The sequence below is a fragment of the Pseudomonas graminis genome (assembly GCF_013201545.1).
Classification (GTDB): domain Bacteria; phylum Pseudomonadota; class Gammaproteobacteria; order Pseudomonadales; family Pseudomonadaceae; genus Aquipseudomonas.
In genome coordinates this window covers 2,457,618-2,483,227 of the sequence record NZ_CP053746.1, presented here as the reverse complement: position 1 = coordinate 2,483,227, position 25,610 = coordinate 2,457,618, and the positions used below count along the sequence as shown (strand labels likewise).

Below are 25,610 nucleotides of genomic sequence, written 5' to 3'. Positions count from 1 at the left end.
TATTAATCAACGACTTATATTTTCATGGATCCGCAGCTGTCGTGCAGATTGCCCGCTTTAAGAAAGTTCCACTTGCAAGATGCATGTTCTGACGAGCCGCCGTAGTCTGGTTTTCGTTTCTAAGCCATTAATTGCATTCGAAAAAAAGAGCCCCGAAGGGCTCTTTTTATCAGCTACAGGAGAGAGGGTTTAAACCCCCGACGCCTTGGCAGCTGCGACGTCTTTGATCGACAGCTTGATGCGGCCGCGGTTATCCACGTCCAGTACCAGCACTTCGACTTCCTGACCTTCTTTCAAGATGTCGGTGACTTTCTCAACGCGAGCGTCGCTCAACATGGAGATGTGCACCAGACCGTCTTTGCCCGGCAGGATGTTGACGAACGCGCCGAAGTCGACAATGCGCTCGACCTTGCCAACGTAGATCTTGCCGATCTCGGCTTCAGCGGTAATACCCAGAACGCGCTGACGTGCAGCTTCAGCCGCTTCCTTGGTTTCGCCGAAGATCTTGATCGAGCCGTCGTCTTCGATATCGATCGACGCTTTGGTCTCTTCGCAGATGGCACGGATGGTCGCGCCGCCTTTGCCGATCACGTCACGGATCTTGTCGGTGTCGATCTTCATCGCGATCATGGTCGGCGCGTTTTCCGACAGCTCGGTGCGCGACTGACCGATGATGGTGTTCATCTGACCCAGGATGTTCAGACGCGCTTCCAGCGCCTGACCCAAAGCGATCTCCATGATCTCTTCGGTGATGCCCTTGATCTTGATGTCCATCTGCAGCGCGGTCACACCTTTGGCGGTACCGGCCACTTTGAAGTCCATGTCGCCCAGGTGGTCTTCGTCACCCAGGATGTCGGTCAGGATGGCGAACTTCTCGCCTTCTTTAACCAGACCCATGGCGATACCGGCAACCGGCGCCTTCATCGGAACACCAGCGTCCATCAGGGCCAGCGAAGCACCACAGACCGAAGCCATGGAGCTGGAACCGTTGGACTCGGTGATTTCCGATACGACACGAATGGTGTACGGGAATACGTCGGCAGCAGGCAGCATGGCCTGAACCGAACGGCGGGCCAGACGGCCGTGACCGATTTCACGACGACCTGCGCCACCCATGCGACCACACTCGCCCACCGAGAACGGAGGGAAGTTGTAGTGCAGCATGAACGGGTCTTTTTTCTCGCCTTCGAGGGTGTCGAGCAACTGAGCGTCACGCGCAGTACCCAGGGTGGCCACGACCAGCGCCTGAGTCTCGCCACGGGTGAACAGTGCAGAACCGTGAGTCTTCGGCAGAACGCCGACTTCGATGTTCAGCGGACGCACAGTCTTGGTGTCGCGACCATCGATACGCGGCTTGCCGTTGACGATGTTCTCGCGAACGGTGCGGTATTCGATTTCGCCGAAGGCTGCTTTCACTTCACTTGCGGACGGGCTGCCGTCTTCAACAGCCAGCTTGGCAACGATCTGATCCTTCAGCTCACCCAGGCGAGCATAACGATCGGCCTTGACGGTGATGGTGTAGGCCTCGGAGATCGCTGCGCCGAACTCGGAGCGGATGGCGCCCAGCAGTTCAGTGGCTTCGGCTTTCGGCGCCCAATTCCAGGTTGGATTGGCAGCTTCGGCGGCCAGCTCTTTGACGGCCTTGATAACCGACTGGAATTCGTCGTGGGCGAACAGCACAGCGCCCAGCATCTGGTCTTCGGTCAGTTCTTTGGCTTCCGATTCAACCATCAGTACCGCTTCTTCGGTACCGGCAACGACCATGTCCAGGCTCGATGCTTTCAGTTGCTCGTAAGTCGGGTTCAGCAGGTAGCCGGTGCTCTCGTGGAAAGCAACGCGCGCGGCACCGATCGGGCCGTCGAACGGAATGCCGGAGATTGCCAGGGCAGCGGACGTACCGATCATCGCAGCGACGTCCGGATCGGTTTTCTTGCTGGTGGAGACGACAGTGCAGACAACCTGCACTTCGTTCATGAAGCCTTCCGGAAACAGTGGGCGGATCGGACGGTCGATCAAACGCGAGGTCAGTGTTTCTTTTTCGGAAGGACGGCCTTCACGCTTGAAGAAACCACCAGGGATCTTGCCAGCGGCGTAGGTCTTTTCCTGGTAGTGAACGGAAAGAGGGAAAAAGCCTTTGCTCGCGTCTGCATGCTTGGCGCCGACCACAGTCACGAGAACGGTGACGTCGTCGTCAACGGTGACCAATACAGCACCAGAGGCTTGACGGGCAATGCGGCCAGTCTCGAGGGTTACGGTCGATTGACCGAATTGAAATTTCTTGATTACCGGGTTCACGGTTTCCTACCTTCTTTGTGGCTCTTGGGGAACTGGTTTCTTGCGAATTCTTGGGCAGCGAGGGGAATCGGACCCTTCGGCAGCCCAGATACAACTAGAGGCTGGGAGCCCGCCAGCCCACTGGTAAAACCAGCGGAGCATGACGAACAACCAACCTCTATCCGAGTCGTTATTAGCGACGCAGACCCAGACGACCGATCAGGGCGCTGTAACGGCTAACGTCCTTACCTTTCAGGTAATCCAGCAACTTGCGACGCTGGTTTACCATACGGATCAAACCACGACGGGAGTGGTGATCCTTACCGTTGGCCTTGAAGTGGCCTTGCAGTTTGTTGATGTTGGCGGTCAGCAGTGCAACTTGCACTTCTGGCGAACCAGTATCACCAACAGCTTGCTGGTAGTCGGTTACGATCTGAGCTTTATCTTCAACGCTGAGTGCCATTTGGGCATTCCTTTTTATCAAGAAACCGCTCCTGGGAGACGGCTTCAACAGGCCGAGAGCTGACTCTCGTATTTAAATGTGAGGAGTGACCATGCCTGTTAACAGCCACCCTCGTACCGCCGTGCCAGGACACCCTGCCGCGACGGGTCCGGTCACTCTGACCGAATCAGTCGACGCGGCGCAATGCGCCCGTCCTCACTCACTTCACCGATCCCGATGAAGCGTCCTTCATGATCCTGCACCCGCACCATGCCAAACTTCGGCGCGTCGGGGGCTCTGACTGGCTGACCATGCAACCAGTAAAACGAACTGTGCTCCGAGAACTGCAACAACGGCCAATCCAGCAACCCGCTGTCCGATGGCATCAGGAAGCGATCGACCGCCTCATTACCGCCTTCGGCATGCACCGCTTCCAGCTCTTCCAGCGTTACCGTCTGGGCCAGCGTGAAAGGGCCGGCCTGGGTGCGACGCAACTGAGCGACGTATGCACCGCAGCCCAGCTTCTCACCGATATCTTCCACAAGCGTACGAATATAGGTGCCTTTGGTGCAGTCGACAGCCAAACGAGCGGTCTCACCTTCACACGCCAATAATTCCAGGCGCGCAATAGTAACAGAACGCGGTTCGCGCTCCACCACTTCCCCAGCCCGGGCCAGCTTGTATAACGGCTGACCGTCCCGCTTGAGGGCGGAGTACATCGGCGGTATCTGACTGATATCCCCGCGAAATGCCGGAAGCACTGCTTCGATATCCGAGCGACCAACGGTCACAGGCCGCGTTTGCAGAACCTCACCCTCGGCGTCGGCCGTGGTGGTGGTCTTGCCGAGCTGCATCAGGGTTTCATAACCCTTGTCGGAGTCGAGCAGGTACTGCGAAAACTTTGTCGCCTCACCGAAGCACAGCGGCAGAACGCCGGTCGCCAGCGGATCAAGACTGCCGGTGTGGCCGGCTTTTTCTGCGTTGAGCAACCAGCGCACTTTTTGTAGCGCGGCGTTGGACGTGAAGCCCAGCGGCTTGTCGAGCAGGATGATCCCGCTGACGTTACGGCGAATACGCTTGACCTGAGCCACGCCTTATTCCTCCGGACCGTCTTGCTTGGGTGCGGCTTGGTGCTGACCATCTTCAGCCACGGCACGCTCGATCAAGGCCGACAAGTGCGCGCCACGGGCAACGCTTTCGTCGTAATGGAAATGCAGCTGCGGAACGCTGCGCAGCTTCATCTCACGCGCCAGTTGCATACGCAGGAAGCCTGCAGCGGCGTTGAGCACTTTGATCGACTGCGCGATCTCTTCGGCGCTGTCCTGACCCATCACGGTCATGAAGATTTTCGCGTGACCGACATCACGGCTGACGTCGACGGCGGTGATGGTGACCAAACCCACGCGGGGGTCTTTGATTTCACGACGGATCAGCTGTGCCAGCTCACGCTGCATCTGATCGCCGATACGTTGGGTACGGCTGTATTCTTTTGCCATGTCTTGTTACCTGTCACTGCTGACCCATGGCAAAAGCCATGTGGTCTGAAAGCGGCAAACGCCCGGCCTGGCGAGAGCCGGACCGGGCGTTGCGTTTAGAGTCCATGACCGACGCCTGGCATTTTCATGCGGCGCAAGCCACGACTCCTGAAGCTCGCGATTTAGAGGCTGCGAGCCACTTGGACCTTCTCGAAGACTTCGATCTTGTCACCGACCTTGACGTCGTTGTAGCTCTTGACGCCGATACCGCATTCCATGCCGGCACGTACTTCGGAAGCGTCATCCTTGAAGCGGCGCAGGGATTCCAGCTCGCCTTCGAAGATAACGATGTCTTCACGCAGTACACGGATTGGACGGTTACGGAAGACAACGCCTTCGATGACCATGCAACCGGCGATCGCGCCGAATTTCGGCGAGCGGAACACGTCGCGGACTTCAGCGATACCCAGGATATTCTCCCGAACGTCACTGCCAAGCATACCGGTGAGGGCCTTCTTGACGTCTTCGATGATGTCGTAGATGACGTTGTAGTAACGCATATCCAGACCTTCCTGCTCGACGATCTTGCGCGCGCCAGCATCGGCACGCACGTTGAAGCCGAACAGTACAGCGTTGGAGGCCAGTGCCAGGTTGGCGTCGCTTTCGGTGATACCACCGACACCGCCGCCCACTACACGCACTTGCACTTCGTCGTTACCCAGGCCATTCAAGGCACCCTGCAACGCTTCCAGAGAACCACGGACATCGGATTTGAGGACGATGTTGAGCGTCTTCTTCTCTTCCTGACCCATGTTCTCGAAGATGTTTTCCAGCTTGCCGGCGTGAGCACGGGCCAGCTTGACTTCGCGGAACTTGCCTTGACGGAACAGAGCCACTTCACGGGCTTTCTTCTCGTCGGCAACAACGCTCATCTCGTCGCCAGCGTCCGGCGTACCATCCAGGCCGAGAATCTCGACAGGGATCGACGGACCGGCTTCCTTGATTGGCTTGCCGTTCTCGTCGAGCATTGCCCGAACGCGACCGTAGTTGGAGCCAACCAGAACCATGTCGCCCTGACGCAGCGTACCGTCCTGAACCAGAACAGTGGCAACCGGGCCACGGCCCTTGTCCAGACGCGATTCAACCACAACACCACGACCCGGAGCCGACGGCGTTGCCATCAATTCCAGAACTTCGGCCTGCAGCAGAACGGCTTCAAGCAGCTCGTCCACGCCGGTACCCATCTTCGCGGAGACCGAGACGAAAGGTGTCTCGCCGCCCCACTCTTCGGACGTTACGCCGTGAACGGACAGCTCACTGCGGATACGGTCCAGGTCGGCGCCCGGTTTGTCGATTTTGTTAACGGCTACGACCAGCGGAACACCGGCAGCCTTGGCGTGTTGCACGGCTTCGATGGTCTGCGGCATCACGCCGTCGTCTGCAGCGACAACCAGAATCACGATGTCGGTTGCCTTGGCACCACGGGCACGCATTGCGGTAAACGCAGCGTGACCCGGGGTATCGAGGAACGTCACCATGCCACGCTCGGTTTCTACGTGGTATGCACCGATGTGCTGGGTGATACCACCGGCTTCGCCAGCAGCCACCTTGGCGCGTCGGATGTAGTCGAGCAGCGAAGTTTTACCGTGGTCAACGTGACCCATGACCGTTACAACCGGCGCACGGGAGAACGTCTCACCTTCAAACTTCAGGGACTCGGCCAGGGAATCTTCCAGCGCGGTGTCGCTGACCAGGGTCACTTTGTGGCCCAGTTCTTCAGCGACCAGCTGGGCAGTCTCCTGATCCAGAACCTGGTTGATGGTGGCCGGAGTACCCAGCTTGAACATGAACTTGATGATCTCGGCAGCTTTGACCGACATCTGCTGAGCGAGATCGCCCACGCTGATGGTTTCGCCGATCTTCACTTCACGAACCAGAGGACCGGTAGGGCTCTGGAAACCGTGAGCATTACGCTTCTTCAGCTTGGCCTTGCCGCGACCGCCGCGACGGAAGCCATCGCTTTCTTCGTCGGTAGTACGAGGAGCAACGCGTGGCGTTGGCGCCTTTTCCTTGACCGATGCGCGATGCGGGGCGTTCTTGCGATCGCCGTCACCACCGCCGCCGCTGCGACGATTGTTATCGTCGTTGCGTGGTTTGTCAGGGCGACGCTGTTCGTCTTTCTTGCGATCGGCGACAGGTGCAGCAGGTGCCGCAGCCGGAGCCTCCCGAGCTGGCTCGGCAGCTTGCGGAGCCGGTGCCGGCGCTGCAACAGCCTCGGCAGCGGGGGCACCCGACGAAGGCTGACGGCGCGCTTCTTCTTCGGCACGCTGGCGGGATTCTTCTTCAGCCTTTTGACGAGCGGCGTTTTCTACCGCACGACGTTCGTCCAGCTCGCGCTTGCGTTCGGCTTCGATTTCTTCCGGGCTGCGCTGAACAAAGACTTTCTTTTTACGTACTTCAACGCTGATGCTTTTGCTGCCAGCAACGCGAAGGGTACTGGTGGTCTTGCGCTGCAAAGTGATCTTGCGCGGTTCTTCCACCTTGGCCTTGTGACCGCTTTTCAGGTGCGTCAACAGGGCTTGCTTTTCGATATCGGTCACAACTTGTTCGGCGGCGTTGTGCGGCAAACCTGCCTCACGCATCTGCTGTAACAGGCGCTCTACCGGTGTGTCGACCGTCTTGGCCAGTTCTTTCACCGTGACTTGCGTCATGCACTTCTCTCCTCAGGCCGCATCTACTTACTCGAACCAATGGGCTCGGGCGGCCATGATCAACTTGCCGGCACGATCATCGTCAATGCCGTCGATGTCGAGCAGATCGTCAATAGACTGCTCGGCCAGGTCTTCGCGGGTAATTACGCCGCGCACCGCCAGTTCCATCGCCAAATCCTTGTCCATACCCTCAAGCGAGAGCAGGTCTTCGGCCGGATGGGCGTCTGCCAGCTTTTCCTCAGTAGCGATGGCTTTAGTCAACAAACGATCCTTGGCACGAGCGCGAAGCTCGTTGACGGTGTCTTCGTCAAAGCCGTCGATGTTGAGCATTTCTTCCAACGGTACGTAGGCAATCTCTTCCAGGCTGGTGAAGCCTTCGTCTACCAGAACCTGAGCGAGATCCTCATCGACTTCCAGCTCGTCGATAAAGTTGCGCAGGATGTCGCCGGTTTCCGCTTGCTGCTTGGCCTGGATGTCCGATTCGGTCATCACGTTAAGGGTCCAGCCAGTCAGCTGACTGGCCAGACGCACGTTCTGGCCACCACGGCCAATCGCCTGGGCGAGGTTGTCTGCGCCTACAGCGATGTCCATGGCGTGGGCATCTTCATCAACGATGATCGCTGCCACTTCGGCAGGCGACATGGCGTTGATGACGAACTGCGCCGGGTTATCGTCCCAAAGCACGATATCCACACGTTCGCCGCCCAACTCGCCGGAAACAGCCTGCACGCGAGAACCACGCATGCCGATGCACGCGCCTTGCGGGTCAATGCGTTTGTCCTTGGAGCGAACTGCGATCTTTGCACGCGAACCAGGATCACGGGAGGCAGCCATCACCTCAATGAGTCCTTCGGCGATTTCCGGAACTTCAATCCGGAACAGCTCGATCAGCATTTCCGGCGCGGTACGCGACAGGATCAACTGAGGGCCGCGGTTTTCGGTGCGGATCTCTTTGAGCAATGCACGGACGCGGACACCCACGCGGAAAGTCTCCCGCGAAATGATGTCTTCACGCGCCAGCAGAGCTTCGGCATTGTTACCAAGGTCGACGATGACATTGTCACGTGTAACTTTTTTAACAGTGCCGGAAATGATTTCGCCCAGACGCTCACGGTAGGCGTCCACGACTTGAGCTCGCTCAGCTTCGCGAACTTTCTGCACAATGACTTGCTTGGCAGTTTGCGCGGCGATGCGGCCGAACTCGATGGAATCGATCTTTTCTTCTACTACGTCGCCAACGTTGGCGCCCGGGTGCGTCAGGGCAACTTTGCTCGGCCACGTTTCGATAGCCGGGTCGTCGAGGTCGTCTTCTTCGACGACGGTCCAGCGACGGAAAGTCTCATAGGCACCTGTTTGACGATTAATCTCGACACGCAGGTCTACTTCATCTTCAAAACGCTTCTTGGTGGCCGTGGCCAGAGCTATCTCAAGCGCTTCAAAAATCACATCGGCCGGTACGCCTTTTTCATTGGATACCGATTCAACAACCAGCAATACTTCTTTGCTCATCGTACGCCTCGCCTTTCGCAAGCCATTGGATCCGCGGGATCCGCTGTATCTGGCACGTCTTAGTCAAACGTGGGAATAATGTTGGCTTTGTCGATCAGATCGATCGGCAACAGAAACTCGTGATCTTCAACCTGAACCACGACGTCCTGCTCCTCCACCCCGCGGAGAAGGCCTTGAAAGTTGCGTCGACCTTCAAACGGCGAACGCAGCTTTATCTTCACTTGTGCCCCGGCAAACTCGGCAAACTGCTCAATCGTGAACAGTGGGCGTTCCATGCCTGGAGAGGAAACTTCGAGCGTGTATTCGGAGCTGATCGGATCTTCCACATCCAGAATACCGCTGATCTGACGGCTGACGATCGCGCAATCGTCCACCAACACGCCGCCTTCTTTATCGATATAGACGCGCAACATCGAGTGACGCCCTTGAGACGAATACTCGATACCCCAGCATTCATAGCCTAGGGCCACGACCACCGGGGCCAACAAGGCCTGCAACTCTTCTAGCTTGCTCGACACCTGAACCCCCTCGTGCATGCTGCAAATAAAAAATGGGCAAAAGCCCAATCATGAAAACGCCGGCGAAAAGCGGCGTCATAAAGTGTCCAGCTAACAAAAAGCCCCTGAAAAGGGGCTCCGCTAAAACTGGTTGCGGGGGCTGGATTTGAACCAACGACCTTCGGGTTATGAGCCCGACGAGCTACCAGACTGCTCCACCCCGCGACAAAGCTGGGGCGGAAGTATACGACCGATCCAAATTTGGGTCAATCCGACACATCCACCTACAAGAAAGCCCGCTACTGCGGGCTTTCTTGTTAATTGGTACCGAGAAGGGGACTCGAACCCCTACACCCTATGGGCACAACCACCTCAAGGTTGCGTGTCTACCAATTCCACCACCTCGGCATTACAACTCTTTTGCAGCCCCAAAAACAGCTGCGAATCCGTTATTACTTTTGCTCTGGAGTGACAGGAACATCAGCAGGTACTGCAGCTGGTTTCTGTTGCCCTTCCAGAACCGGAACATCATCTGCTGCCGGCTTTTGTTTCACTTCCAGTACAGCTGGATTTGGCAAACCTACTTGAGTCAGCTGGTGAGCTTTCTCTTTAGCAAAGTAACCTAACCCTAAGCTAGTCATGAAGAAACAGGCGGCAAGTATAGCAGTAAGTTTACTGAGAAAGGTAGAGGAACCTTGTCCACCGAACACAGTATTTGATGCACCTGCTCCAAATGATGCGCCAGCGTCGGCACCTTTACCCTGCTGCAGCAAAACCAGAGCAACAACGCCCAGTGCACCCAGCAGATGAAGAACGACTACGACTGTTTCCAGCATTTTTTCAGTTTCCCGCGGCGCGAATGATCGCACCGAACTCATCTGCATTCAGGGAGGCGCCACCAATGAGGCCTCCATCGATATCCGGCATGCCGAACAGTTCGACCGCATTGGCCGCCTTCACGCTGCCGCCATATAGAAGACGCACACCTTGTGCGACTTCAGAATTCTCTTTCATCAACTGCGCACGAATCGCTGCGTGCACTTCCTGAGCCTGTTCCGGCGAGGCAGTCAATCCGGTACCGATGGCCCAGACTGGCTCATAAGCAACTACCGCATTAACGAAAGCACCGATGCCAAGCTCCTCGATGATGCTGTCCAGCTGCTGCCCGACAACTTCAAGCGTCTTGCCCGCCTTGCGCTCTTCGAGCGTCTCACCGATACACAGTATCGGCGTCAGACCTGCCGCCTGGACGGCCTCGAACTTGCGATTAAGCACCTCATTGCTCTCGCCCATTATCTGGCGACGCTCAGAGTGCCCGACAAGCACAAACTTGCAACCTGCATCCGCCAACTGAGTCGACGACACCTCTCCAGTCAACGCGCCCTGGCCTGCCTGATGAGCGCAATTCTGCGCACCGACAGAGATCGACTGCCCTTCCAGGCAATCAACCACAAGACTCACGTGCAGGCTAGGCGGGAAGACCGCCACATCTACTACGCCACCCGGAAGGGCGAGATTTGCAAGACCCTCGATCAGCTCAGCGACGCTGGCGCGGGTACCGTGCATCTTCCAGTTACCAGCTACCATAGGGCGACGCATGCTGTACCTCGTCGGTCAAAGTGGGCGCAGATGTTACCCAACAGTTTCAACACTGGCAAGCCGAAATCAGGCGCAAACTTCAGCAACCAGTTTTGCCAGTTCATCGGCATACCCGCGGACCAGGGTTTCGTCCTCGCCCTCGACCATTACCCGGACCAGCGGCTCGGTACCGGACTTGCGCAGAAGTACACGCCCACGCCCGCCCATGGCGGCGGTCACGCGGTCACACGCTTCAATGACAGCAGGGTGCTTGACCGGATCAACACCTCCACCCTCAAAGCGCACGTTAATCAGTACCTGAGGGCATTTCTTCAAACCTGAACGCGATTGCGCGAGGCTCTGACCGGTACGCTTCATCGACAGCAGTACCTGAAGCGCGGCGATGATCGCATCCCCCGTCGTGGTATGCCGGAAGCACACGACATGACCCGAGTTCTCGCCGCCCACCTGCCAGTCACGCTCCAGCAGCTCGGCGATGACATAACGGTCGCCCACGTTGGCGCGCACGAACGGGATGTCAAGATCCGCAAGTGCCAGCTCCAGCCCGAGGTTGCTCATCAGGGTGCCGACGACACCTCCCTGCAACTGGCCTCGCTCCTGTAGGTCACGCGCGATGATGTAAAGCAGTTCATCGCCATCGACGATCGCGCCGGTGTGGTCGACCATCAGCACGCGGTCGCCATCACCGTCAAAACCGATGCCCAAGTCAGCGCCATGCTCAACAACGGCAGCCTGCAGCGCTTCCATGTGGGTGGAGCCGCAGTTGTCATTGATGTTGAGCCCGTTAGGGGCCGCCGACAGCACGGTCACCTCGGCGCCAAGCTCACGGAACACATTCGGCGCCACTTTGTACGTTGCACCGTGGGCGCAATCGACAACGAGCTTCAGCCCCTCAAAATCAGTACTGGTCGGAACACTGCTCTTACAAAATTCGATATAACGGCCCGCAGCGTCGTTGATACGCGACACTTTGCCTAGCTTATCTGACTCCTCGACCGTCATAGGCGAGTCGAGGAGCTCTTCGATCATGAGTTCGATTTCATCAGGCAACTTGGTGCCCTGCCCGGAGAAAAATTTGATGCCGTTGTCGTAGTGCGGGTTGTGCGACGCACTGATCACGATGCCCGCTTCGGCATGAAACGTACGCGTCAGATAAGCAATCGCAGGCGTCGGCATCGGACCCAGCAGCATCACATCCGCTCCGGCTGCGGACAAACCTGCCTCAAGCGCCGACTCGAACATGTAGCCCGAAATACGTGTGTCCTTGCCGACCAGGATCCGGCATGCGCCCATTTTCCGGAAGGCCATCCCTGCTGCCCATCCCAATTTCAGCATGAAATCAGGGGTGATCGGGAATTGGCCTACACGTCCGCGGATACCGTCGGTACCGAAGTATTTTTTTGTGCTCATGGGTGCTCCAGATTTCTTATTTAGCTGATTCAACAGCAGCAATCATACGCACCACGTCTACCGTCTCCGGGACGTCATGCACACGCAGGATTTTTGCGCCTTTGGCCATCGCCATGGCGGCCAGCGCCAGCGCACCATTTAGACGCTGATCAACAGGCTTGTCGAGAACCTTGCCGATCATGCTCTTGCGAGAGACGCCGACCAGCAGCGGACGGCCCAAAGCATGGAGCGCCTCCATATGCTTGAAGAGGCTCAGATTATGCTCGAGGGTTTTGGCAAACCCGAATCCCGGATCGAGGATGATGTTCTCAACCGGAATGCCTGCCGCGACGCACTGCTCCATGCGCTCGCGCAAGAATGCACTGACCTCGGCGACCAGGTCTGTGTAGTGAGGATCATTCTGCATGTCCGTAGGCTCGCCGCGCATGTGCATGAGGCAAACAGGCAAACCCGTCGCTACAGCGGCGTCCAGCGCCCCGTCTCGACGCAGCGAGCGAACATCGTTGATGAGGCCTGCCCCCAGTCGCGCCGTCTCGCGAATGACGGACGGCGTTGAGGTATCCACTGAGATAATGACATCCAGCTCGGCGCTGATCGCCTCGACGACAGGCGCCACACGCTCCAGTTCTTCAACAGGAGAAACAGATCGCGCACCAGGGCGAGTCGACTCTCCACCGACATCGATCAAGGTCGCGCCCGCCAGCATCATCGCTTCGGCATGACGCAACGCGAGGTCGCGCTGCGCAAAGCGCCCGCCGTCCGAGAACGAATCAGGAGTGATATTGAGGATTCCCATCACATGCGTGCGGGATAAATCAAGAACCCGGTTGCCGCAAGGCAACCGGGTCGGGTGAAGCGCAGAAGTCATGTCAGACCTTAGTGTTCGGCAGCAGGGCCGCCAATCGGCGATTCCGGACGCGGACCTACAGGTGCGATTGGAGTACCGGAATCTCCGGAGCCACCTTCCCAATCACGAGGCTCACGCGGTGTGCGGCCTGCCATGATGTCATCGATTTGTTCGGCATCGATGGTTTCGTACTTCATCAGCGCATCAGCCATTGCTTCCAGCTTGTCACGATTATCCGTGAGGATCTGTCTGGCCGTGCCGTAGCACTGATCAATGATGCTGCGCACTTCAGAGTCGATAAGACGTGCCGTGTCACCTGAGAGGCTGGAATTTTGACCGCCGCCACCACGACCGAGGTACCCGCCTTCGTCTTCGTCCGAATACATCAACGGACCCAGCTTCTCGGAAAGACCCCACTTGGTGACCATGTTCCGAGCGATCTGGCTGGCCCGCATGATGTCGTTGGAAGCACCGGTGGTCACGCCATCGAAGCCCAGTGTCATTTCTTCCGCAATACGCCCACCGTACAGCGAGCAGATCTGACTGATCAATGCACGCTTGGACAGACTGTAGCGATCCTCCTCCGGGAGGAACATCGTGACACCCAACGCACGACCGCGAGGGATGATCGACACCTTGTACACCGGATCATGCTCTGGCACGACGCGACCAACGATTGCGTGACCTGCCTCGTGGTAAGCCGTGTTCCGCTTCTCTTTGTCGGACATGACCATCGACTTGCGCTCGGCGCCCATCATGATCTTGTCTTTCGCCAACTCGAATTCTTTCATCTCGACGATGCGCTTGCCGGTACGAGCGGCAAACAGCGATGCCTCGTTGACCAGGTTTGCCAAGTCGGCACCGGAGAACCCAGGAGTACCACGAGCAATAACACCTGGCTGAACGTCGTCACCCATTGGCACTTTACGCATGTGTACTTTGAGAATCTGTTCACGACCACGGATGTCGGGCAAGCCCACGACTACCTGACGGTCGAAACGGCCTGGACGCAGCAGTGCCGGGTCGAGGACGTCTGGACGGTTGGTGGCGGCAATCACGATGATGCCGTCATTCATTTCAAAGCCGTCCATCTCAACCAGCAACTGGTTGAGCGTCTGCTCACGCTCATCATGACCGCCGCCCATGCCGGCGCCACGGTGGCGACCTACCGCATCGATTTCGTCGATGAAGATGATGCAAGGCGCATGCTTCTTGGCTTGCTCGAACATGTCACGGACCCGGCTTGCACCAACACCGACGAACATTTCAACGAAGTCAGAACCGGAAATCGTGAAGAACGGGACCTTGGCTTCACCGGCGATGGCTTTCGCCAACAAGGTTTTACCAGTACCCGGAGGACCCACCATCAGAACGCCACGCGGGATGCGACCACCCAAGCGCTGGAACTTGCCCGGGTCGCGCAGAAACTCGACGAGCTCGCCGACTTCTTCTTTGGCCTCATCACAACCGGCAACGTCAGCCAGTGTCGTCTTCACCTGATCTTCGGACAGCAGACGCGCTTTGCTTTTGCCAAAGCTCATCGGGCCGCCCTTACCACCTGCACCACCTTGCATCTGGCGCATGAAGAACATGAAGACAGCAATAATCACGAGGATGGGGAAGCTGGCGACGAGAAGCTGAGTCCAGATGCTTTGCTGCTCTGGTTGCTTGCCTTCGATCACTACGTTGTTGTCGACCAGATCACCGATAAGACCGTTATCCTGGATAGCCGGTCGGATGGTCTTGAAGGAGTCGCCATCGCTGCGCTTGCCGGTGATGACGTAACCGTCAACGGCAACCTTCTCCACCTTGCCGTCCTTCACCTGCTGGATGAATTCGGAATAGTTGAGGGTCTGCGGCTCGTTAGGACTGGAGAAGTTGTTCATCACGGTCACGAGAACCGCCGCGATGATCAACCACAGGATCAAATTCTTTGCCATATCGTTCAATTAGCTACCCTCTGAAGCAAGCTCCACGCTGGAGCGTGCCTCGCATGATATTTACCGGCCTAACGTACTACAGATCCTACAGGCGTGGCAGGCGGCGTCTGTAACCCTTTGTGAAACTTTGACTACGCGATGTTGGTTACGCTCCCTTGATTAAGCTATTTGAAAAAAGCTATCGCTTGATCAAAGGCGCTCATCGCTTGCCGATCCTTCTATGCCGCGAAACCCGCGACCCAACAAATATTGCTCCCTGGACCGGTCCCGCGACGACAAAGGCTTGCGCATCTGCACCTTGTCGAACAACTTGCGGATGTCCTTGTGGTACACGTCAAAGCCCTCACCCTGGAAGACCTTGATCAGGAAATCACCACCAGGACGCAGTACACGGCCGGCCAGATCCAACGCCAGTTCACAGAGGAACATCGCGCGCGGCATATCCACAGCGCTCAATCCACTCATATTGGGGGCCATGTCGGAAATCACAAGGTCTACCTGCGTATTACCCACAGCCTCAAGGATCTGGGCGAGCACTTCATCCTGGGTGAAATCCCCCTGGATGAAGGTCACGTCGGGGATGCTGTCCATTTCCAGAATGTCCGATGCAATCAAACGGCCCTGACCACCAATCAGACGACTGGTCACTTGGGACCAGCCCCCTGGTGCTGCGCCAAGGTCGATGACCGTCATGCCGGGACGAATGATTTTGTCTTTTTCCTGGATCTCGAGAAGCTTGTAACTGGCGCGGGAACGGTAACCATCCCGCTGCGCCATTTTGACGTACTTGTCGTCGAAGTGTTCTTTAAGCCAGTTATGGCTGGTTTTGGAACGTGCCACGGAGCACCTCAAAAAATTAGGACGAGTCGCGATTAACCGGGCGGTCCCGGACTCGCTCGGGTAAACTGGCCGCCGCTTTTTACAAGATCAGACGCAGAGGTCAGATTATGCCGCTCACTCAAGAGCAGAAGAAACAATACAAATCCATTGGTCACCATCTGAAACCGGTGTTGATGGTGGCGGACAATGGTCTGACTGAGGGTGTGCTGGCCGAACTGGAGCGCGCGCTGGGCGATCACGAGTTGATCAAGATCAAACTCAACATCCTCGACCGCGAAAGCCGCCTGGCAGCCATCGCTGAATTGTGCAAAGTCGGCAAGGCCGATCTGGTGCAGGTCATCGGCAAAATGGCGCTGATCTACCGCAAGAACCCGAAGGTCAACAAGCAGCTGTCCAACGTCCACCGCTTCAACTGATCTTGTCAGGTCAGCGACCAATGATCGCTGGCCTTCCGATTCGGCGCCCACCTGCAAAGATGAGCGCCGACCCGGCAGACCCGGTCATACCAGAGCTGCGACTGCCGGCTCGAAAGATCAACCAATGACCTTCGAACCGGCTGCCTGAATCAACACCCGCGCAATGCGGGTGTCGATCATCAAACGTGACGCACTTCCACGATTTCGTACTCGATCACACCGCTAGGTGTTTTCACAGCGACGACATCGCCCTCTTCTTTCCCAATCAACGCGCGAGCAAGCGGCGAACCTACCGAAATCTTGCCCAGTTTGAAGTCAGCTTCGTCCTCGCCCACGATATGGTAGGTAACGCGCTCGTCCGTCTCTACGTTGGCAATTTCGACCGTCGTGCCGAAGATCACCTTGCCAGTGTGAGGGATGGTAGTGACGTCGATGATCACCTGATTCTGGATCCGGCCTTCGATGTCGCGGATACGCGCTTCGACCATGCCCTGTTGTTCGCGAGCGGCGTGGTATTCGGCGTTTTCCTTGAGATCGCCCAGCTCACGCGCAGTCCCGATGTCCTGGCTGAGCTTGGGACGAACCACCTTGGTCAGGTGTGCGTGTTCTTCTTCCAGGGCGCGAGCGCCCTGAACGGTCATTGGATACTTGATCATGCTTTGAGTCCTGCGTGTAGATCCTGCAAGCGGCGCACGGTTTTTTCAGGACCGAACTTCAGCGCTTCACAGATGGCCTCGCCCGCAGCAATGGTCGTGGTGCAGTAAATCTTGTGCTGCAGGGCATTGCGGCGAATGGAGTAGGAGTCGGCGATCGACTGACGACCTTCGGTGGTGTTGATGATCAGCGTGACTTCGTCATTCTTGATCATGTCGACCACGTGTGGACGGCCCTCGGTCACCTTGTTGACGCGGCGCACTTTCAGACCGGCCTCTTCAATCAGGCGTGCAGTGCCGGCGGTTGCAACGATGTCGAAGCCCAGCTCGATCAAGCTGCGTGCAACACCTGCCACCAGGGGCTTGTCGTCATCACGCACGCTGATGAACGCCGTTCCGCCAGTCGGTAGCACTTCACTGGCGCCCATCTGGGCTTTGGCGAAGGCTTCTCCGAAGGTGTCACCGACACCCATGACTTCACCGGTCGACTTCATCTCCGGGCCGAGGATCGGGTCAACGCCCGGGAACTTGGCGAACGGGAACACCGCCTCTTTCACGCTGTAGAAATTCGGAATGATTTCTTTGGTGAAGCCGAGTTCTTTCAGGGTTTTACCGGCCATGACGCGAGCTGCAATCATCGCCAGCGAGACACCAATGCACTTCGAAACGAACGGCACAGTACGCGAGGCGCGCGGGTTCACTTCAATGACGTAGATATCTTCACCCTGCAATGCCAGTTGCACGTTCATCAGGCCGACAACGCCGAGCTCCAGGGCCATTTTCTTGACCTGCTCACGCATTTCGTCCTGGATATGCGCCGGCAGCGAATACGGAGGCAGCGAGCATGCCGAGTCACCGGAGTGAACGCCGGCCTGTTCGATGTGCTGCATGATTGCGCCGATCACCACGTCGGTACCGTCGCAGACGGCATCAACGTCCATTTCGATCGCGCAGTTGAGGAAGTGATCAAGCAGCACCGGGCTGTCGTTGGACACTTGAACCGCTTCACGCAAGTAGCGCTTGAGTTCGTCTTCTTCGTAGACGATTTCCATCGCACGGCCGCCCAGTACATAGGACGGACGCACCACCAGCGGGTAGCCGATCTTCGCAGCGGCCCGAATCGCTTCGTCTTCGCTGCGCACCGTAGCGTTTGGCGGTTGACGCAGGTTCAGTCGCTCAACCATTTGCTGGAAGCGCTCGCGGTCTTCTGCACGGTCAATGGCGTCCGGGCTGGTGCCGATGATCGGCACGCCTGCAGCCTCCAGCGCGCGAGCCAGTTTCAACGGGGTCTGCCCGCCGTACTGAACGATCACGCCTTTCGGCTTCTCGACGCGGACGATTTCCAGCACGTCTTCCAGGGTCACTGGCTCGAAGTACAGCCGGTCGGAGGTGTCGTAGTCGGTCGATACGGTTTCCGGGTTGCAGTTGACCATGATGGTCTCGTACCCGTCCTCCCGCAGCGCCAGCGCAGCGTGCACGCAGCAGTAGTCGAACTCGATGCCCTGGCCAATGCGGTTCGGACCGCCACCCAGAATCATGATCTTGTCGCGATTCGTCGGGCTGGCTTCGCACTCTTCCTCGTACGTGGAGTACATGTACGCAGTGTCGGTGGCGAACTCTGCGGCGCAGGTATCAACGCGCTTGTAGACCGGCAGCACGTCCAGCTTGTGACGGTGCGTGCGCAGGTTTTTCTCGGTCACACCCAGCAGCTTGGCCAGGCGTGCGTCCGAGAAGCCCTTGCGCTTGAGGCGATACATAATGTCGCGGTCAATCGCCGACAGACCGAGAGTCTTGACCTTCTCCTCGTCCTTGATCAGGTCTTCGATCTGCACCAGGAACCAGGGGTCAATCATGTTCATGCCGAAAATCTGTTCAACCGTCATGCCGGCACGGAAAGCGTCGGCTACGTACCAGATGCGCTCGGCACCCGGAACCGTCAGTTCGCGCTTGAGAATGCTCATGCTTTCCGGATTGCTCAGGTCCAGCTTCGGATCGAGACCGCTGACGCCCACTTCAAGGCCGCGCAGGGCTTTCTGCAGGGATTCCTGGAACGTGCGGCCGATGGCCATGACTTCGCCGACCGATTTCATTTGAGTGGTCAGACGCGCGTCAGCTTTCGCGAACTTCTCGAACGCAAAGCGCGGCAGCTTGGTGACGACGTAGTCGATCGACGGCTCGAACGACGCCGGGGTCTTGCCGCCGGTGATTTCGTTCTGCAACTCGTCCAGCGTGTAGCCGACAGCCAGCTTGGCTGCCACTCGGGCGATCGGGAAGCCGGTAGCCTTGGAAGCCAGTGCAGAAGAACGAGAAACCCGTGGGTTCATCTCGATCACAACCATGCGGCCGGTGTCAGGGCAGATACCGAACTGAACGTTGGAGCCGCCTGTTTCGACGCCGATCTCGCGCAGGACCGCCAGCGAGGCGTTACGCAGAATCTGGTATTCCTTGTCGGTCAGCGTCTGTGCTGGCGCAACGGTGATGGAGTCGCCAGTGTGGACGCCCATCGGATCGAAGTTTTCGATGGAGCAGACGATGATGCAGTTGTCCTTTTTGTCGCGGACAACTTCCATTTCGTATTCTTTCCAGCCGATCAGCGACTCGTCGATCAGCAGCTCCTTAGTCGGCGACAGGTCGAGACCGCGGGCGCAGATTTCTTCGAACTCTTCACGGTTGTACGCGATGCCGCCACCGGTGCCGCCCATGGTGAAGGACGGACGAATGATGCACGGGAAACCCAGCTTTTCGAGGACCGCATTGGCCTCTTCCATGCTGTGGGCGATACCGGAACGCGGGCACGCCAGCCCGATGGATTTCATGGCTTTGTCGAAACGCGAGCGGTCTTCAGCCTTGTCGATGGTGTCGGCATTGGCGCCGATCATTTCAACGCCGAACTTCTCCAGAACGCCTTCGCGCTCCAGATCCAGTGCGCAGTTCAGTGCGGTCTGGCCGCCCATGGTTGGCAGCAGCGCATCGGGGCGTTCTTTTTCGATGATCTTGGCGACGGTCGCCCATTTAATCGGCTCGATGTAGGTCGCATCCGCCATGGCCGGGTCGGTCATGATGGTGGCCGGGTTCGAGTTGACCAGAATGACGCGGTAACCCTCTTCGCGCAGGGCCTTGCAGGCCTGGGCGCCGGAGTAGTCGAATTCGCAGGCCTGGCCGATCACGATCGGGCCAGCGCCAAGAATCAGGATGCTTTTAATGTCTGTACGTTTTGGCATGGGTTGTCACTCGAATCCTGTGTCAGTCGGCAAGCCGTCTTGAACATCTCAGGTGCCGGGCGGGCTGCCGGATCGGGTCCGGTCTGCCGCGGTCACCTGCTCGCTACAGTCGCAAGGCAGCCTCAGCGGCGTTTGTCCATGGCTGTGATGAAGCGATCGAACAGCGGCGCGACGTCAGTCGGGCCCGGGCTCGCTTCAGGGTGACCCTGGAAGCTGAACGCGTCCTTGTCGGTGCGCTCAATGCCCTGCAGGCTGCCATCAAACAGCGACTTGTGAATCGCGCGAACGTTGCTCGGCAAGGTCGCTTCGTCCACCGCAAAACCATGGTTCTGGCTGGTGATCATGACCACGCCTGTGTCGAGGTCCTGAACAGGGTGGTTGGCGCCGTGGTGGCCCAGATCCATCTTGATGGTCCGAGCGCCGGAGGCGAGCGCCAGCAGTTGGTGACCCAGGCAGATACCGAACACCGGAATGTCGGTCTCCAGCACATCCTTGATCGCTTGAATGGCATAGTCGCAGGGTTCCGGATCGCCAGGGCCGTTAGACAGGAAAATGCCGTCCGGCTTGAGCGCAAGCACTTCGCTGGCCGGGGTTTGCGCCGGTACGACCGTTACACGGCAACCGCGCTCTACCAGCATGCGCAGGATGTTCAGCTTGACGCCGTAGTCCCAGGCGACCACGTGGTACTTCAAGTCGGCTGCGGCGACCTCGGGGCTGCTGTCGGACTGCAGGTTCCAGACCGTGGAGCGCCACTCGTAGGTGTCTTTGGTGCTGACTTCCTTGGCGAGGTCCATGCCCTTCAGACCTGGGAAACCTCGTGCTGCCGCGATGGCTGCCTCTTCGGAAATGCTGTCGCCAGCCATGATGCAGCCATTTTGAGCGCCCTTCTCACGAAGGATGCGCGTCAGACGGCGCGTGTCGATGCCCGCAATCGCAACGGTTTTATTGGCTTTCAGATACTCATCCAGGGGCATCTTGTTACGCCAGTTGCTCGCAACCAGTGGCAGGTCGCGAATCACCAGACCCGCCGCCCAGACGCGGTCGGACTCGGCATCTTCCGGCGTGGTGCCGGTGTTGCCGATGTGCGGGTAAGTCAGGGTGACGATTTGCTGGGCATAGGAAGGATCGGTAAGAATTTCCTGATAGCCGGTCATTGCGGTGTTGAACACCACTTCACCAACGGTTTGACCGTCGGCACCAATGGCTTCGCCGCGAAAAATGCTGCCATCAGCAAGGGCGAGTATGGCTGGCTTAGTCAAGAAGACCTCCCGTAATAAAGCCTGAAAGGGCGATCGCAGGTTGTAAAAAAGCGGAATGACGTATAGACACGTCACCCCGCTTTTTTCATAGAATTATCTGCGCGCTTTTAGTGGACACACTAAAGCTGTAGCTTACAGAAAGAGGTCTTTTTAATCCACCGCTAAAATTGCCGTGAGGGCTGGGGAGTGCGACGGGACATCGCGTAGCGGGTGTGTAATGGCTTGAAACTGCGGGCAGGATACAGGGAAAGCCTCTCTCCTGCCCGCATTGTTACTGGTGACATTTCGAGCGCCGGGAGACTCAGCGCAGGTCGAGTACGTCCTGCATGTCGTAAAGACCCGGCGCCTTGCCATCAAGCCACAGCGCGGCACGCACTGCGCCCTTGGCAAAGGTCATCCGACTGGAAGCCTTGTGCGTAATCTCCAGACGCTCACCCTCGGCGGCGAACAACACAGTGTGATCACCCACAACGTCACCGCCACGGACCGTGGCGAAGCCGATCGTCTCCCGCTCACGAACACCTGTGTAGCCCTCACGACCGTAAACGGCGACCTTGCTCAAATCACGCCCCAGGGCATTGGCAACAACCTCACCCATGCTGACCGCCGTACCCGACGGCGCGTCGACCTTGTTGCGGTGATGAGCTTCGATGATCTCGATGTCTGCATCTTCACCCATCACTCGCGCCGCCAGATCCAGCAGCTTGAACGACAGATTCACTCCCACACTGAAATTGGATGCGAAGACGACAGGAATATCCCGACTCGCTTCCACCAGCAGATGCTTTTGTTCGACGCTCAAGCCGGTGGTACCAATGACCATCGACTTACCCGCCTTACGGCAGAACGCCAGGTTTTTTAACATGACGTCGGGCAATGTGAAGTCGATCAGGACGTCAAACTCGTCCATGACCTGCTCCAGATTACCGGTCAACTGAACACCGATACGCCCCAGCGATGCGAGTTCGCCGGCGTCTGCACCGATCATCGTGCTGCCGGGACGGACGATTGCCGCTGTCAGTCCGGTGAGCGGCGCACGATCCTGCACCGCCTCGATCAGGTTCTTGCCCATGCGCCCGGCGGCGCCCATCACAGCAATGCGTCGCATGCCCTGCCCCTTAGAGATCGCCGAAGAAACGCTTCACACCTTCAAACCAGCCACTGGCTTTAGGCGAATGAGAGCTGTCGCCTTCGAGGGATGCGCGGAACTCTTCGAGCAATTCGCGCTGACGACGGCCGAGATTGACCGGGGTCTCTACCGCCACACGGCACATCAAGTCGCCCGCGCCACCGCCACGCACAGGGGCAACGCCTTTCCCGCGCAGACGGAACTGCTTACCGGTTTGCGTGCCTTCCGGGATCTTCAGCTTGACGCGACCGTCCAGCGTCGGCACTTCCAGCTCACCACCTAGCGCAGCGTCGGTGAAGCTGATCGGCACTTCGCAGTACAGGTGCTTGCCGTCGCGCTGGAAGATGGCGTGTTCACGCACGTTGATCACAACGTACAGGTCGCCCGTAGGGCCGCCCTGCGTGCCCGCCTCACCTTCGCCGGACAGACGAATACGATCGCCGGTATCGACGCCTGGCGGCACCTTGACCGACAGCGTCTTCGACTCTTCGACACGGCCTTCGCCATGGCAGGAGTCGCAAGGGTCGGAAATGATCTTGCCGTTGCCGTGGCAACGCGGACAGGTCTGTTGAACAGAGAAGAAGCCCTGCTGCATACGCACCTGGCCAATGCCGCCGCATGTCGGGCAGGTCACAGGGGAAGAGCCCTTTTTGGCGCCGCTGCCGTCGCACGGCTTGCAGTTGACCAGTGTCGGGACACGGATGCTGACGGTGGTGCCACGCACGGCTTCTTCAAGATTCAATTCGAGGGTGTAGCGAAGGTCGCTGCCACGCTGGGCACCGCCACGACCACCGCCACCAGCACGGCCGCCACCGAAGAAGTCGCTGAAGACATCGCCGAAGATGTCAGAGAAGTTGGCGCCACCGCCGCCGAAACCACCACCCCCCATGCCCTGATCCACACCGGCATGACCGTATTGGTCATAGGCCGCGCGCTTGCTGGCATCGGAAAGCACTTCGTACGCTTCGTTGGCTTCTTTGAAGGCGTCTTCCGAAGCCTTGTCACCCGGGTTGCGGTCGGGGTGAAATTTCATTGCGAGACGGCGATATGCCTTCTTCAGTTCCGCTTCGCTGGAGCCACGCTCCACTCCCAATACTTCGTAATAATCACGCTTTGACATAAATTTTCCGCACTCTTGAGGACGTCCGGCATGACCCTCCTGAGCCTGCCGGACTCGTTGAGCCCCTTTCAGGCCCGGACCCAACTCACGTCATTAAACGATCCTGGTCTTGGTTCAGCGGCCTTTGATCGACCGTGAAAAGCGGCAGAACAAGCCGGAGTGCAGGAGCATCCGGCTTTGCCACAAAGCCCGCGATACAGCTTCGCGTGCTTGAAAATTTTGGGTGTTCCAGACACGCCAACGCGGGAGCAAGCTCCCGCGCGGCGACATCCTACCAGCGACTGTTAGAAAGCAGTCAACCGGCGATCAAGTGAGCCTGCGCTTACTTGTGGTCTTTTACTTCTTCAAACTCAGCGTCGACCACGTCGTCAGCCGGCTTGCTTTCTTCCTGAGCGGCCTGCGCACCGCCTTCAGGTTTTTCGGCTTGCTCGGCGTACATCTTCTGAGCGACCGGGGCGGAGACTTTCGACAGCTCTTCGATCTTGGCATCGATGGCAGCCTTGTCGTCGCCTTTCACAGCGGCTTCAAGTGCAACCAGTGCGGCCTCGATAGCGGTCTTTTCTTCAGCGGTGACTTTGTCGCCAGCGTCGGAGATCATTTTGCGAGTCGAGTGAACCAGCGCATCGCCCTGGTTGCGGGCAGAGGCCAGCTCTTCGAACTTGCGGTCTTCGTCCGAGTTCGCTTCAGCGTCGCGAATCATCTGCTGGATTTCTTCATCAGACAGACCGGAGTTGGCCTTGATCACGATCGACTGAGTCTTGCCTGTCGCCTTGTCTTTCGCGCCGACGTGCAGAATGCCGTTGGCGTCGATGTCGAAAGTCACTTCGATCTGAGGCACGCCACGCGGTGCTGGTGGAATCTCGGCCAGATCGAACTTGCCCAGGGATTTGTTCTGGGTCGCCTGCTTACGCTCGCCCTGCAGCACGTGAATAGTCACTGCGCTCTGGTTGTCGTCGGCAGTCGAGAACACTTGCGATTTCTTGGTAGGAATCGTGGTGTTTTTCTCGATCAGCGCCGTCATCACGCCGCCCATGGTTTCGATACCCAGCGTCAGCGGGCTTACGTCCAGCAGCAGAACGTCTTTTACGTCGCCGGCCAGTACCGCACCCTGGATCGCTGCGCCCATGGCAACGGCTTCGTCAGGGTTAACGTCTTTACGCGCTTCCTTACCGAAGAACTCGGTGACCTTCTGCTGAACCAGTGGCATGCGGGTCTGGCCGCCGACCAGGATCACGTCATTAATCGCGCTGATTTCGATACCCGAGTCTTTAAGCGCAATGCGGCAAGGCTCGATGGTACGTTGCACCAGATCTTCAACCAGCGATTCCAGCTTGGCGCGGGAGATCTTCACGTTCAAGTGCTTTGGACCGGTGGCGTCTGCAGTGATGTACGGCAGATTAACGTCGGTCGAATTGCTCGAAGACAGCTCGATCTTGGCTTTCTCGGCGGCTTCTTTAAGACGCTGCATCGCCAGCGGATCACCCTTCAGGTTCATGCCGGATTCTTTCTTGAATTCGTCGACCAGGTAATCGATCAGGCGGTTGTCGAAGTCTTCACCACCCAGGAAGGTGTCGCCGTTGGTGGCCAACACTTCGAACTGGTGCTCGCCATCGACTTCAGCGATTTCAATAACGGAGACGTCGAACGTACCGCCACCCAGGTCATAAACGATGACGGTGTGGTCGCCCTTCGCTTTGTCCATACCGTATGCCAGTGCGGCTGCGGTTGGTTCGTTGATGATGCGCTTGACGTCCAGACCGGCAATACGACCGGCATCTTTGGTGGCCTGACGCTGGCTGTCGTTGAAGTAAGCCGGAACGGTGATGACCGCTTCCGTCACTGCCTCGCCGAGGTAGTCCTCAGCGGTCTTCTTCATTTTCTTCAGAATTTCAGCCGAAATCTGAGGAGCGGACATTTTCTTGCCGTTGACCTCTACCCACGCATCGCCGTTGTCAGCCTTGGCGATTTTGTACGGCACCATCTTGATGTCTTTCTGAACGACTTCTTCGTCGAACTTACGGCCGATCAGGCGCTTCACTGCATACAGCGTGTTGTGCGGGTTGGTAACAGCCTGACGTTTGGCCGATTGACCAACAAGAATCTCGCCGTCATTGGCATACGCAATGATCGAAGGGGTGGTACGAGCGCCTTCGGCGTTCTCGATGACCTTGGCGACGCCGTTTTCCAGAACCGAGACGCAGGAGTTAGTGGTCCCCAGGTCGATACCGATAATCTTGCCCATGTTGAATCTCCCGAAACTTAAATTTG

Annotated in this window: 20 protein-coding genes and 2 tRNA genes; 1 reads left to right on the top strand and 21 read right to left on the bottom strand. The window is 57.9% G+C overall.

Features of this window, described 5'->3' with window-relative positions; genetic code table 11:
- Positions 1 to 189 precede the first annotated feature (189 nt).
- From pnp to rlmE, 15 genes are all read right to left on the bottom strand, one after another.
- Positions 190 to 2,295, bottom strand: a complete 2,106-nt coding sequence (gene pnp, locus FX982_RS11215) for a polyribonucleotide nucleotidyltransferase (RefSeq protein WP_172610676.1) — start codon at positions 2,293 to 2,295, stop codon at positions 190 to 192.
- Positions 2,296 to 2,467: 172 nt separating this feature from the next.
- Positions 2,468 to 2,737, bottom strand: coding sequence for a 30S ribosomal protein S15 (gene rpsO / locus FX982_RS11210; protein WP_037015114.1), 270 nt, complete (start codon positions 2,735 to 2,737; stop codon positions 2,468 to 2,470).
- 152 nt (positions 2,738 to 2,889) lie between these two features.
- Entirely contained in the window at positions 2,890 to 3,807 is a 918-nt protein-coding gene (truB, locus tag FX982_RS11205) for a tRNA pseudouridine(55) synthase TruB (RefSeq protein ID WP_065987599.1), read from the bottom strand.
- Between the two features lie 3 nt (positions 3,808 to 3,810).
- Positions 3,811 to 4,212, bottom strand: coding sequence for a 30S ribosome-binding factor RbfA (gene rbfA, locus FX982_RS11200; protein WP_122535428.1), 402 nt, complete (start codon positions 4,210 to 4,212; stop codon positions 3,811 to 3,813).
- 161 nt (positions 4,213 to 4,373) lie between these two features.
- Entirely contained in the window at positions 4,374 to 6,902 is a 2,529-nt protein-coding gene (infB, locus tag FX982_RS11195) for a translation initiation factor IF-2 (protein WP_172610675.1), read from the bottom strand.
- Positions 6,903 to 6,929: 27 nt separating this feature from the next.
- A complete protein-coding gene (gene nusA / locus FX982_RS11190; RefSeq protein ID WP_065987602.1) occupies positions 6,930 to 8,411 on the bottom strand; it encodes a transcription termination factor NusA in 1,482 nt (493 codons plus the stop codon).
- A 59-nt stretch (positions 8,412 to 8,470) separates the two neighbouring features.
- Positions 8,471 to 8,929: a ribosome maturation factor RimP gene (rimP, locus tag FX982_RS11185; protein WP_163022007.1), complete on the bottom strand. Its 459-nt coding sequence runs from the start codon at positions 8,927 to 8,929 to the stop codon at positions 8,471 to 8,473.
- A 127-nt stretch (positions 8,930 to 9,056) separates the two neighbouring features.
- Positions 9,057 to 9,133 (bottom strand) — tRNA-Met (locus tag FX982_RS11180).
- Between the two features lie 97 nt (positions 9,134 to 9,230).
- A tRNA-Leu gene (locus FX982_RS11175) sits at positions 9,231 to 9,316 on the bottom strand.
- Positions 9,317 to 9,360: 44 nt separating this feature from the next.
- Positions 9,361 to 9,744 (bottom strand): preprotein translocase subunit SecG, encoded by a 384-nt coding sequence (secG, locus tag FX982_RS11170; RefSeq protein WP_122535425.1) that lies wholly within the window; start codon positions 9,742 to 9,744, stop codon positions 9,361 to 9,363.
- A gap of 4 nt (positions 9,745 to 9,748) precedes the next feature.
- Positions 9,749 to 10,507, bottom strand: coding sequence for a triose-phosphate isomerase (gene tpiA / locus FX982_RS11165; protein WP_172610674.1), 759 nt, complete (start codon positions 10,505 to 10,507; stop codon positions 9,749 to 9,751).
- Between the two features lie 66 nt (positions 10,508 to 10,573).
- Positions 10,574 to 11,917, bottom strand: coding sequence for a phosphoglucosamine mutase (gene glmM, locus FX982_RS11160; protein ID WP_172610673.1), 1,344 nt, complete (start codon positions 11,915 to 11,917; stop codon positions 10,574 to 10,576).
- Between the two features lie 16 nt (positions 11,918 to 11,933).
- Complete coding sequence (gene folP, locus FX982_RS11155) at positions 11,934 to 12,785, bottom strand: dihydropteroate synthase (RefSeq protein WP_172610672.1); 852 nt, start codon at positions 12,783 to 12,785, stop codon at positions 11,934 to 11,936.
- Between the two features lie 8 nt (positions 12,786 to 12,793).
- On the bottom strand, positions 12,794 to 14,704 hold the full coding sequence (gene ftsH / locus FX982_RS11150) for an ATP-dependent zinc metalloprotease FtsH (RefSeq protein ID WP_122535421.1): 1,911 nt from the start codon (positions 14,702 to 14,704) through the stop codon (positions 12,794 to 12,796).
- A 189-nt stretch (positions 14,705 to 14,893) separates the two neighbouring features.
- Entirely contained in the window at positions 14,894 to 15,544 is a 651-nt protein-coding gene (rlmE, locus tag FX982_RS11145) for a 23S rRNA (uridine(2552)-2'-O)-methyltransferase RlmE (protein ID WP_065987607.1), read from the bottom strand.
- A 107-nt stretch (positions 15,545 to 15,651) separates the two neighbouring features.
- Between rlmE and FX982_RS11140 the strand changes: the two genes are divergently transcribed.
- On the top strand, positions 15,652 to 15,960 hold the full coding sequence (locus FX982_RS11140; RefSeq protein ID WP_074888472.1) for a YhbY family RNA-binding protein: 309 nt from the start codon (positions 15,652 to 15,654) through the stop codon (positions 15,958 to 15,960).
- A gap of 179 nt (positions 15,961 to 16,139) precedes the next feature.
- On the opposite strand, the gene greA is transcribed toward FX982_RS11140, so the two are convergent.
- The 6 genes from greA to dnaK form a co-directional block, all read right to left on the bottom strand.
- On the bottom strand, positions 16,140 to 16,616 hold the full coding sequence (gene greA / locus FX982_RS11135; protein ID WP_122535420.1) for a transcription elongation factor GreA: 477 nt from the start codon (positions 16,614 to 16,616) through the stop codon (positions 16,140 to 16,142).
- Positions 16,613 to 19,834, bottom strand: a complete 3,222-nt coding sequence (carB, locus tag FX982_RS11130) for a carbamoyl-phosphate synthase large subunit (RefSeq protein ID WP_172610671.1) — start codon at positions 19,832 to 19,834, stop codon at positions 16,613 to 16,615. Before carB ends, greA begins: the two co-directional genes overlap by 4 nt.
- 122 nt (positions 19,835 to 19,956) lie before the next feature.
- The gene (carA, locus tag FX982_RS11125; protein ID WP_172610670.1) at positions 19,957 to 21,093 is read right to left on the bottom strand and encodes a glutamine-hydrolyzing carbamoyl-phosphate synthase small subunit; all 1,137 of its coding nucleotides are present in this window, start codon (positions 21,091 to 21,093) and stop codon (positions 19,957 to 19,959) included.
- Positions 21,094 to 21,394: 301 nt separating this feature from the next.
- Positions 21,395 to 22,201 carry a 4-hydroxy-tetrahydrodipicolinate reductase gene (dapB, locus tag FX982_RS11120; protein ID WP_172610669.1) on the bottom strand — a complete coding sequence of 269 codons (807 nt, stop codon included), beginning with the start codon at positions 22,199 to 22,201 and terminating at the stop codon, positions 21,395 to 21,397.
- A gap of 10 nt (positions 22,202 to 22,211) precedes the next feature.
- Positions 22,212 to 23,342, bottom strand: a complete 1,131-nt coding sequence (gene dnaJ, locus FX982_RS11115; RefSeq protein ID WP_172610668.1) for a molecular chaperone DnaJ — start codon at positions 23,340 to 23,342, stop codon at positions 22,212 to 22,214.
- Between the two features lie 322 nt (positions 23,343 to 23,664).
- Positions 23,665 to 25,584 (bottom strand): molecular chaperone DnaK, encoded by a 1,920-nt coding sequence (gene dnaK / locus FX982_RS11110; protein ID WP_254074894.1) that lies wholly within the window; start codon positions 25,582 to 25,584, stop codon positions 23,665 to 23,667.
- Positions 25,585 to 25,610 lie beyond the last annotated feature (26 nt).